The 11,670-nt window shown below is 50.0% G+C and carries 6 protein-coding genes; 4 read left to right on the top strand and 2 right to left on the bottom strand.

Translation table 11 applies throughout. From position 1 onward, the window contains the following. Nucleotides 1-82: 82 nt before the first annotated feature. A complete protein-coding gene (locus OGV71_RS13885) occupies nt 83-1,198 on the bottom strand; it encodes a porin OmpC (RefSeq protein WP_003027588.1) in 1,116 nt (371 codons plus the stop codon). 738 nt (nt 1,199-1,936) lie between these two features. On the opposite strand from OGV71_RS13885, the gene rcsD reads away from it, so the two are divergent. Both rcsD and rcsB read left to right on the top strand, forming a co-directional pair. Further along, the gene (gene rcsD, locus OGV71_RS13880) at nt 1,937-4,606 is read left to right on the top strand and encodes a phosphotransferase RcsD (protein WP_204583414.1); all 2,670 of its coding nucleotides are present in this window, start codon (nt 1,937-1,939) and stop codon (nt 4,604-4,606) included. Between the two features lie 16 nt (nt 4,607-4,622). After that, the gene (rcsB, locus tag OGV71_RS13875) at nt 4,623-5,273 is read left to right on the top strand and encodes a response regulator transcription factor RcsB (RefSeq protein WP_003027592.1); all 651 of its coding nucleotides are present in this window, start codon (nt 4,623-4,625) and stop codon (nt 5,271-5,273) included. A 112-nt stretch (nt 5,274-5,385) separates the two neighbouring features. On the opposite strand, the gene rcsC is transcribed toward rcsB, so the two are convergent. Beyond that, on the bottom strand, nt 5,386-8,232 hold the full coding sequence (rcsC, locus tag OGV71_RS13870) for a two-component system sensor histidine kinase RcsC (RefSeq protein WP_204583413.1): 2,847 nt from the start codon (nt 8,230-8,232) through the stop codon (nt 5,386-5,388). A gap of 168 nt (nt 8,233-8,400) precedes the next feature. On the opposite strand from rcsC, the gene atoS reads away from it, so the two are divergent. Together atoS and atoC are read left to right on the top strand one after the other, a co-directional pair. After that, entirely contained in the window at nt 8,401-10,239 is a 1,839-nt protein-coding gene (gene atoS / locus OGV71_RS13865) for a two-component system sensor histidine kinase AtoS (RefSeq protein ID WP_286533536.1), read from the top strand. Continuing rightward, on the top strand, nt 10,236-11,621 hold the full coding sequence (atoC, locus tag OGV71_RS13860) for an acetoacetate metabolism transcriptional regulator AtoC (RefSeq protein ID WP_220393132.1): 1,386 nt from the start codon (nt 10,236-10,238) through the stop codon (nt 11,619-11,621). Before atoS ends, atoC begins: the two co-directional genes overlap by 4 nt. Nucleotides 11,622-11,670 lie beyond the last annotated feature (49 nt).

Here is an 11,670-nt window from a genome sequence, read left to right as displayed (position 1 = left end):
TACACCAAAAATCGTTGTTTGTACGGCGGAAAAACAGCATTAAAAAAGGCCCCGCAGGGCCTTTGATAACAATAAATGTAGATTAGAACTGGTAAACCAGACCCAGCGCTACGATATCATCGGTACCGATACCTGCGTCACGGGTGAACTGATTGTCATCCAGCAGGTTGATTTTGTAATCAACATAGGTGGACATGTTTTTGTTGAAGTAGTAAGTCGCGCCAACATCAACATATTTCACGATGTCTTCGTCGCCATAGCCACGGCCCAAGTCTTTACCTTTAGACTGCAGGTAAGCCACGGACGGACGCAGACCGAAGTCGAACTGGTACTGAGCAACCGCTTCGAAGTTCTGTGCTTTGTTAGCCCAACCCAGGGAGCCTGCACGCGTTGCGTTGTAGGTCTGAGTGTACTGAGTTGCAAAGTAGAAGTTGTTCGCGTCGTATTTAATACCACCGGTATAGGTTTCAGCACGGTCGCCGGTACCGAAGTTCAAACGGTTCTGTTCGTCGGTACGTTTGGAACTGGTGACTGCAGTACCCAGAGAGAAGCCTTCGCCGATATCATAAGTGATAGATCCGCCAACGCCGTCGCCATTCTGACGCAGTGCTTCACGACCGTTGTTTGTCACACCAGTGAAAGTTCTGCCGGTATCGTCTTCGCCACTCACGCTACCGTTTTTACCCTGGTACTGAATGGCAAAGTTCAGGCCATCAACCAAACCGAAGAAGTCGGTGTTACGGTAGGTCGCGAAGCCGTTACCACGCTGCTGCATGAAGTTGTCAGAACCGTAGGTGTCGCCGCCGAATTCCGGCAGAACGTCGGTCCAGGACGTTACATCGTAAACTACGCCGTAGTTACGACCGTAGTCGAATGAACCCACGTCTGCGAATTTCAGACCCGCAAACGCCACACGGGTCCAGGCGTTGTTTTCATTTTCTGCGGAGTTACCCTGAATCTGGTATTCCCACTGGCCGTAACCGGTCAGTTGGTCATTAACCTGAGTTTCGCCTTTGAAGCCGATACGCATATAGGTTTGGTCACCGTCAGCGCTTTTGTCATCGGAGAAATAGTGCAGACCGTCGACTTTGCCGTACAGGTCTAATTTGTTGCCGTCTTTGTTATAAATTTCAGCCGCATTCGCTGCGCCTGCTACCAGCAGTGCTGGTACCAGGAGGGACAGTACTTTAACTTTCATGTTATTAACCCTCTGTTATATGCCTTTATTGCTTTTTTATGCCACTGCATACTGATTAAGGTCATTAACCAGTCGGCAACTTCATTCTCCGCAAAAACACAGAATAATCCAACACGAATATGATACTAAAACTTTTAAGGTGTTTCATTTATCTGCATAGATGTTTCAAAATATTAATACAAGGGAACTTTTTTAAAATCAAAAAATAGGCAAAATAAGCACAAATAATCAAGAATCATATTAATGATCTTTAAAATCAACAGGTTACACGAAAAAATCTTATAGCACTGAATGACAAAAAAAAATCTTCACTCGCAACTAAAATAGACCCGCTATCATCATTAACTTTATTTATTACCGTCATTCATTTATGAATGTCTGTTTACCCCTATTTCAACCGAATGCTCAGCGTTCGGTTTTTTTTTACCCTTCTTTACACAAAACTTACCTTTCTGTGCTACCGATGCAAAACTATAACGACTATTAACTATCTCATAGCACTGCGCTCAGATATAAGCCTGACAAATAATTGATTGTTATTTAATGCTAAATGTATACTTTCCGTACGAATATTTGTACCCGCCGTTATCCACTGTACACCTTTGCACCGTCACGGGTGCAACCAAATGAGGCGTAAAAAATGCAACCTCTGCCGCGCGGTGTAAGTGTGGTAATTCATACATTACCCTTTATACTGCCCCTTCATCTTTCGCGTCGTTTAACAGGTCATAAACACGAATGAGTCAGTCTGACACAACGGTTTCCACCCGATTCTCCCTGTTGCCAGGAAGTATTACCCGTTTCTTCTTATTACTGATCGTTGTGCTGTTGGTGATGATGGGTGTTATGGTCCAGAGCGCCGTCAACACCTGGTTAAAAGATAAGAGCTATCAGATCGTCGATATTACCCATGCCATTCATAAAAGGGTCGATACCTGGCGATACGTGACCTGGCAAATCTATGACAACATTGCCGCCTCAACCAGTTCGCCGGGTGCAGAAGGGCTGCAGGAAACGCGTCTGAAACAAGATGTCTATTATCTTGAGAAGCCGCGCAGAAAGACCGAAGCGCTGATTTTCGGCTCGCATGACAGTTCTACATTGGAAATGACCCAGCGCATTTCAACATATCTGGATACGTTGTGGGGCGCAGAGAATGTCCCATGGTCAATGTATTACCTGAATGGTCAGGACAACAGCCTGATCCTAATCTCGACGTTACCGCTGAAAGATCTTACCTCCGGTTTTAAAGAATCGACAATTGGGAATATTGTCGATTCCCGGCGCGCTGAGATGCTGCAACAGGCTAATGCGCTAGATGAACGTGAAAGCTTCTCTTCACTGCGCCGTCTGGCCTGGCAGAACGGGCATTACTTCACGCTACGCACGACCTTTAATCAGCCAGGACATCTGGCAACGGTTGTCGCCTTTGACCTGCCGATTAATGACTTGATCCCGCCCGGTATGCCGCTGGACAGTTTCTATCTGGAACCTGATGCCACCTCAACGACCGAGCACCTGAATGAAAAAGAGTCGCCTGACAGCGTCAGCATTAATTTCAACAACAGTAAAATTGAGATCTCTTCAGCGCTAAACTCAACGGATATGCGGCTGGTATGGCAGGTTCCGTTTGGCTCATTGCTGCTCGACACATTGCAAAGCATTCTGCTACCTCTTTTGCTGAACATTGCGTTGCTGGCCCTGGCGCTGTTTGGCTATACCACATTTCGCCACCTCCCTGTCCGTTCCACCCAAGTGGCGCCAAACCTTGCGGCAAATAATGAACTGCGCGTTCTTCGCGCCATCAATGAAGAGATTGTTTCCCTTCTGCCGCTGGGATTACTGGTACACGATCAGGAAGCAAATCGTACGGTTATCAGCAACAAAATTGCCGATCACCTGCTGCCGCATTTAAATCTGCAAAACATTACCAACATGGCAGAGCAGCATCAGGGAATCATTCAGGCCACCATCAATAATGAACTGTATGAAATCAGACTGTTTCGCAGCCAGATCTCCCCGAGAACGCAGATCTTTATCATTCGTGACCAGGACCGCGAAGTGCTGGTCAATAAGAAGCTGAAACAAGCGCAGCGGCTGTATGAGAAAAATCAGCAGGCCCGCGCGGCCTTTATGCAGAATATTGGCAGCGCGCTGAAAGACCCCGCGAAAACACTGGCTGCCAATGCCGCCGCGCTCAATACACCGGACAGCCAGAAACTGGCAAATCAGGCCGACGTTCTGGTGCGAATGGTGGACGAAATCCAGCTAGCCAACCTGCTGGAGAACGATGCCTGGAAAGGTGAATCCACACTGTTTTCCGTGCAGGCATTAATTGACGACGTAGTTCCGGAGGTTCTGCCAGCCATTAAGCGTAAGGGGCTGCAGCTACTAATTAAAAATCACCTTAGCGCCCATGATGAACGCCGTGGCGACCATGATGCCCTGCGCCGTATTTTACTGCTGTTGATCCAATATGCAGTAACCACCACGCAGATTGGTAAAATCACGCTGGAAGTCGACCAGGATGAGTCAGAGGCTGAACGCCTGACCTTCCGCATTCTGGATACCGGGCAAGGCGTCACATTGAATGAAGTTGATAATCTCCATTTCCCGTTCATCAATGACACGCAGGGCGATCGGTATGGCAAAGCCAACCCTCTGACGTTCTGGTTGTGCGATCAGTTAGCCCGTAAGCTTGGCGGACACCTGAATATTAAAGCGCGGGAAGAACTTGGAACACGTTATATCGTCCATGTTAAAATGCCGCTGCACGATCAACATGCTGATAGTGAAGAGCGCCTGTTGGATGACGTCTGCGTAATGGTTGATGTCACCTCAAATGACGTACGTAGCATTGTATTACGTCAGCTGGAAAACTGGGGGGCAACCTGCATCACGCCCGATGAACGGTTGAATAGTCAAGAATATGATCTCTTTTTAACGGATAATCCGTCTAATCTTACTGCTTCAGGCCTACTTTTAAGCGATGATGAGTCTGGCGTGCGGAAAATTGGCCCTGGCCAACTGCGCGTCAACTTTAATATGAGCAATGCTATGCAGGAAGCAGTCCTTGAGCTGATTGAAGAGCAGCTGGCGCAGGAAGGGTTCCAGGAACTCCCCCTCGGTGGAGATGAAAACGCCGAACTTCATGCCAGTGGTTACTACGCTCTCTTTGTAGACACAGTACCGGATGATGTTAAGAGGTTGTATACTGAGGCGGCTATCAGCGATTTCGCTGCGTTAGCCCAAACGGCCCATCGCCTGAAAGGCGTGTTTGCCATGCTTAATCTGGTACCCGGCAAGCAGTTATGTGAAGCGCTGGAACATCTTATTCAAGAGAAAGATGCTCCAGGTATAGAAAAATACATCAGCGACATTGACGTTTACGTCAAGAGCTTGCTGTAGCAAGGTAGCCCAATACATGAACACTATGAACGTAATTATTGCCGATGACCACCCGATTGTACTGTTCGGTATTCGTAAATCACTTGAGCAAATCGAGTGGGTAAATGTTGTCGGCGAATTTGAAGACTCCACTGCACTGATCAACAATTTGCCTAAGTTGGATGCGCATGTGTTGATTACCGACCTCTCCATGCCGGGAGATAAATACGGTGATGGGATCACGTTAATTAAATATATCAAGCGTCATTTCCCGAGCCTGTCGATTATCGTTCTGACCATGAACAACAATCCGGCTATTCTGAGCGCGGTACTGGATCTCGATATTGAAGGGATCGTACTGAAGCAAGGTGCGCCAACCGATCTGCCGAAAGCGCTTGCCGCACTGCAGAAAGGTAAGAAATTCACCCCGGAAAGCGTGTCTCGTCTGCTGGAAAAAATCAGCGCCAGCGGCTATGGCGACAAACGTCTGTCACCGAAAGAGAGTGAAGTTCTGCGTCTGTTTGCCGAAGGTTTCCTGGTTACTGAAATCGCGAAAAAACTCAACCGTAGTATTAAAACCATCAGCAGCCAGAAAAAGTCGGCAATGATGAAACTCGGTGTGGAAAACGATATCGCCCTGTTGAATTACCTCTCTTCCGTAACGCTGAGTCCCTCAGACAAAGAGTAATTCTTTTAACACCAAAGTGCCTGATGGCACGCCGTTTATCAGGCCTACGAATGACACTGGGTGGTGCGTGTTCCGTAGGCCGGATAAGGCAAGCGCCGCCATCCGGCATCTGTTATTCCCGCGCCTTCCTCACCCTTTCCGCATAGACCGTCAGCGTTTGCTTCAATACATCCAACGTCACTGGCTTAGACAGACAGCTATCCATACCTGATTCCAGGCAACGCTGCTTCTCTTCGGCCAGCGCGTTGGCCGTCACGCCGACAACCGGCAGCGTTAACCCTAACTGGCGGATACGCTGGGTCAGGCGATAACCATCCATGTTTGGCATGTTGACGTCACTCAGCACAATGTCGATATGATTTTTGCTGAGCACATTGAGCGCATCCACACCGTCATTCGCGGTTTTACACTGATATCCCAACGATCCCAATTGATCGGCCAGTAAGCGCCGGTTTATAGGGTGATCGTCAACAACCAGGATCATCATGTCATCGTTCGTCGCACCGGCTTTATCCGGGGTTGGCAGCGCCGTGGAGAGCTCTTCACTCCCCAACTCTACACTGTAGATATGTGCCAACAGCGCAGGCAGTTCGTGCGGTGACGCCACGCTGTGTATCCATTCTCCAGGCTCTCTTTCCAGCGGAATGCCAATATGTCGGCGGCAGAAAATCACCGCTGCTCGCCCCTGCCAGTCCTGTTCCAGCACATCGTCGGCCACCAACAGGTCATCCGCATCGGGCTGTTGTCCCTCATATCGCAGCACCATCATCCCATTACGCGTCAGGCTGGATTCGAGAAAATGGTACAGTGACGCATTACGTACTGCCAGCCAGCAACGTGTGCCAGCCAATCCTTCAACACCCTTTTTCAGCGGATACTGTGCGCCATAAAGCGGAATACGCAGCGTAAACTGGCTCCCCATTCCCGGCTCGGAATCGACGGAAATATCCCCATCCATCATGCTGATCAGTTTTTCACAGATCGCCAAACCAAGTCCCGTTCCCTGGAAATTACGCTGTACGCCAGTCCCCACCTGGAAGAAAGGATCGAACAACCGAACCACCTCTTTGGCAGGGATCCCTACACCGGTATCACGCACTCGAATGCTCAGGTAGTCGCCGCTGCACTGCACGTGCAACACAATACAACCGGTATCGGTAAACTTGATTGCGTTACTCAGTAGATTAGAAATCACCTGTTGTAAACGCATTGGATCGCCATTCAGCGCCACAGGCACATCCGGATCGATAAAGCAGTACAACCCCAACTGCTTGCGGACCACCAGCGGCAAATAGTTAGCCGTAATATGGTTCATGACTTCACGCGGTGAAAACTCTCGCGGTTCAATCTTCAGCTGTTCAGATTCAATCTTTGAGAAGTCGAGAATATCGCTGATAATTTTCAGCAGCAGGCTGGAAGAGTTATTCATCGCCGTTACCAGACGATCCACCCCACTCGGTAACTCTTTGGTTTGCAACAAATCAAGGTTACCGATAATGCCATACAGCGGTGTACGTAGCTCATGGCTCACCGTCGCAAGGAACATCGATTTTGACTGGCTAGCCTGTTCCGCCGCCTGTGCCATCTCCTGCAACGACTCTTCCATTTTAACGCGCGCACTGACATCAACAAGGACACAAATTGCCACGTTTTCATTACGATAGCGCGAGTGCACGAAGCTGATTTGCAGATTGGTATTGTTGCTGGTCAGCACATCAACAAAATTGACCTGTTGGCCGCAAATAATTTGCGTTAACCGCTGACGGTCTTCATGCGTCAGCATGTTCAGATAGGTGTGCGCCAGTTCGTTACTCAGGATATTAATGCCATCCATCGTGCGCAGAATACAAATACCTACCGGCGCAGAAGCCACGATTTTACGGTTAAACTGCTCATGTTCTTCCAGCCGCTGAGCATCACTTTCCGCTGGAATAAAAATACGCCGTTCATACATGCGCGTGAGCATAAACAATGCCGCCCCGACCAGCACGTTCAGCAATATAGCGTTCAGGATCATCATGCGGATCCGCTCCAGCACCAGGTCGACAGGAACGGAGTACACGATGCTCAGGGAGGACGGAGGCAGATTTTTCTTCAATACCAGCTCGCGGAAACCCGGCGTGTAACCAAACCAGGAGCGCTCCTGCATCCAGTGGGGCTCAGCCTTAATATTCCCTTCAGGGCCGGTGAGAGAAATTAGCGCATGGCCATTTTCGTCGAGGATGGTCACACCCATCGGTAAACTGCCCGGCGTGAAGAAATTCTCCATGCGAATAGGTTGCTCTACGCCCAACAGCGCCTGGAGACGATTGGCGAGGTAAACCGGCGTCAGTGCATAGAAATACCCTACTCCCGGACGCGGCCCCTGGCTAATCCAGAACAAGTTGTTGCCGTTTTCTTCTTGCGTAGCATTGCGATACTTAATAATGCGCTCATGCAGAGCCTTCAGGGCCTCGTCTCGTTCGACGGGCATATCACGCAAACCGAAATTGGCCATACAGAGGTTGTCGCTGCCGATCAGGAACACTCGATTTAAATCATAAGCGGCGGAAAAGTTGTCGCGCCAGTAGCGCATAAACCATGCCAGTGATTCCAGGGAACCTCGCCAGGCGTTGCCCATTACGGAACAGTCGGAGTCGGCAAACAGCGGCTCAAAATTAGGCACGACGGTTTTATCGTCTCGCGCCCGCAACGACATCACGCCGTTTTCCGCCGTTAAGCGATTTTCGGCAATATATTTCAGCTCTTTAATCACATCAGAGGTGCGCTGAATGTAACGTTGGGCCTGATCGGAACTGAGATTAAGCTCCTGATGGATTTCAGACTCTCGCTGGTGCAGCGCATTCACAATGTAGAACACGGAGGCAAACGCAATCAGACACCAGATAACGAGCGCCAGCGCTCTGAACAGGTAGCGTGAGACTTTTAGGGTTGAATGAACGGAAGCAAGGTATTTCAAAGGGGCGAAGCTCCGCCTCAGGGCATTAATAGAGTGTGGTTAAGGTAGCGGTAAATGTCCGGCGTCGCAATGCCCTCTCTTTACGGGAATATGATACACCGCTCTGAAACCATTGTCTTAACCCGTGATAATCGTCGTTTGCCTGAAAAACACTGCACGGATGTCAGAATGCGCGACCTGAGATGGCTGGCTCGTCAGTTATACCCACGACGATTACGCAACCAAATGATCATGATGGCCATTCTGATGGTCATCATTCCGACGATATCTATAGGCTATATCGTAGAAACTGAAGGCCGTTCAGCAGTCTTATCTGAAAAAGAGAAAAAACTTTCATCGGTGATAACCCTGCTAAACGATGCGTTGGGCGACAGCTTCAGTCACTACCCGGACCAGCCGCGTGAAGCGCGTATTCGCGCGCTTAATCATGAGTTGGGCCCCGTCACCGAACGGATTACGCAGGCGTTTCCCGGCATTGGAGCAGGGTATTACCACAAAGCGCTGGATGCCATTATCACCTATGCCCCCTCTGCGCTCTACCAAAGCAACGTAGGTATTACCATCACCGAGGATCACCCCGGACGTGAAGTGATGAGTAGCAACTCGCCAGTGGTCTATTCAGGGCGACAAGTACGCGGCGATATACTCAACTCCATGATCCCAATAGAGCGCCAGGGTGAAGTTATTGGCTATATCTGGGCCAATGAACTGACGGAAGATATCCGCCAGCAGGCCTGGAAAATGGACGTCAGAATTATTGCTGTCCTGGTTGCCGGGCTCATCTGTAGCCTGCTGCTCATCGTGCATTTTTCACGCCGCCTCAGTGCGAATATCGACATTATCACCGATGGACTCTCAACGCTGGCACAAAAAACGCCTGCCCGATTGCCTGAACTCCCCGGCGAGTTGGGACAAATCAGCCGTAGCGTCAATGCGCTGGCGCAAACGCTACGAGAAACCAAAACCCTTAACGATCTGATTATTGAAAATGCTGCCGATGGCGTGATTGCCATCGACAGACAGGGTGACGTCACCACCATGAACCCTGCGGCAGAGCAGATAACCGGCTATACGCTGCATGAACTGGTTGGACAGTCCTACGCGACGCTCTTTGCCAACACGCAATTTTATAGTCCGGTACTGGACACCCTTGAGCACGGTACTGAACATGTGGCCCAGGAGATTAGCTTTCCTGGACGTGAACGCACCATTGACATCAGCGTCACCACGAGCAGGATCCATAACGCCCACGGCGAGCTGATTGGCGCATTGGTTATTTTCTCCGATTTAACCGCGCGTAAAGAGACCCAGCGTCGGCTGGCGCAAACTGAAAGGCTTGCCACCTTAGGTGAGCTGATGGCCGGCGTCGCACATGAAGTGAGAAATCCGCTGACCGCAATCCGTGGCTACGTCCAGATCATCCGCCAGCAAACCTCTCTGCCAGAGCATCAGGAATATTTATCTGTTGTGCTTAATGAAATTGATTCCATCAATAAAGTTATTCAACAACTGTTAGATTTCTCGCGACCGCGACAAAGCCAGTGGCAACAGATCCAGCTCAATGCGCTAATTGAAGAAACGCTAATCCTGGTGCAAACCGCTGGCCTTCAGGCACGGATCGCCTTTATAACGGAATTAGATCCCAGCCTGCCGCCGATCGTCGCCGATCGCGAGCTTCTCAAACAGGTAGTCCTCAATATTTTAATCAATGCGGTACAGGCGATCGCTGCACGAGGAGAAATTCGCATTCGCACCTGGCAATACTCTGCCTCGCAACAGGCCGTGATGATTGAAGATAATGGCAACGGTATTGAACTCGCCATCCAGAAGAAAATATTCGATCCCTTTTTTACGACAAAAGCATCCGGCACCGGACTTGGACTGGCGCTGAGCCAGCGCATCATTAACGCGCATCAGGGGGATATCCACGTAACCAGCCAGCCTGGCTGCGGGGCGATATTCACCCTGATGTTACCTCTTAACCCGCAGGGAAATCCGTCAGAATGAAAACGACCTACCGTATTCTCATCGTTGATGATGAAGAAAATGTTCGCCGTATGCTTGCCACCGCATTTTCCCTGCAAGGGCATGAAACGCATTGTGCCAGCGACGGAAAAGCCGCGCTGAACCTGTTTAGAGAAACGCAGCCAGATGTGGTGCTGATGGATATTCGTATGCCGGAGATGGATGGCATCGACGCACTGAAAGTCATGCGTGCGCAGCAACCACGGATCCCCGTCATTCTGATGACCGCCTACGCCGAAGTGGAAACCGCAGTAGAAGCTCTGCGCAGCGGCGCATTCGACTACGTGATTAAGCCCTTTGATCTCGACGAGCTAAGCATGGTGATTCAACGCGCATTGCAACTGCAGGAGATGAAACAGGAAATCCGCAATCTGCATAAAGCGTTGAGCACCAGCTGGCAATGGGGACATATTCTGACCAACAGCCCACGAATGATGGATATCTGTAAAGACACGGCGAAAATCGCCCTCTCACAGGCAAATGTCCTGATAAGCGGTGAAAGTGGCACAGGAAAAGAGCTGATCGCCCGCGCCATTCATTACAACAGCAAACGTGCCAACGGCCCGTTTATTAAAGTTAACTGCGCGGCTCTGCCGGAGTCGCTGCTGGAAAGCGAGCTGTTTGGTCACGAAAAAGGTGCGTTTACCGGGGCACAGACGTTGCGCCAGGGGTTGTTCGAACGCGCTCATCAGGGAACGTTATTGCTTGATGAAATTGGTGAGATGCCGCTGGTGCTGCAGGCCAAACTACTGCGTATTTTGCAGGAGAGAGAGTTTGAACGCATCGGCGGGCACCAGACCATTCGCGTTGATATTCGCATCGTCGCCGCCACTAACCGCTGCCTGCAAACGATGGTGAAGGAAGGAACATTTCGCGAAGACCTGTTTTACCGGCTCAACGTTATCCATCTGACTTTGCCTCCCTTACGTGAGCGTCGGGAAGACATTGCCTTATTAGCAAACCATTTTTTACAAAAATTCAGCTCTGAAAATCAGCGAGATATTATTGAGATCGACCCGACAGCGATGTCGATTCTCACCGCCTGGCCCTGGCCGGGTAATATTCGCGAACTGTCAAACGTCATCGAACGTGCAGTCGTGATGAATACCGGCGCGGTGATCTTTGCCGACGATCTCCCCGACCCGTTCCGCAGCCCGGTTAGCGCAATGACAGAGACAAAACCAACTTACTCCGGGGAACGCAATCTGAAAGAAGAGATTAAGCGTGAAGAAAAACGCATTATCCTCGAAGTCCTCGATAATCAGGACGGCAATCGTACCCGCACGGCGTTGATGCTGGGGATTAGCCGTCGCGCTCTGATGTATAAATTACAAGAGTACGGCATCGACCCATCGGGTTCCTGATACGCTAATTTGCTATGCAGAATTTTGCACACTGCGCAAAACTCTGCAT

This window comes from Citrobacter sp. Cf088, assembly GCF_030334295.1.
Taxonomy (GTDB): Bacteria; Pseudomonadota; Gammaproteobacteria; order Enterobacterales; family Enterobacteriaceae; genus Citrobacter; species Citrobacter freundii.
Note: the sequence above shows the minus strand (reverse complement) of the source record. Positions and strands in the feature narration are given on the sequence as shown.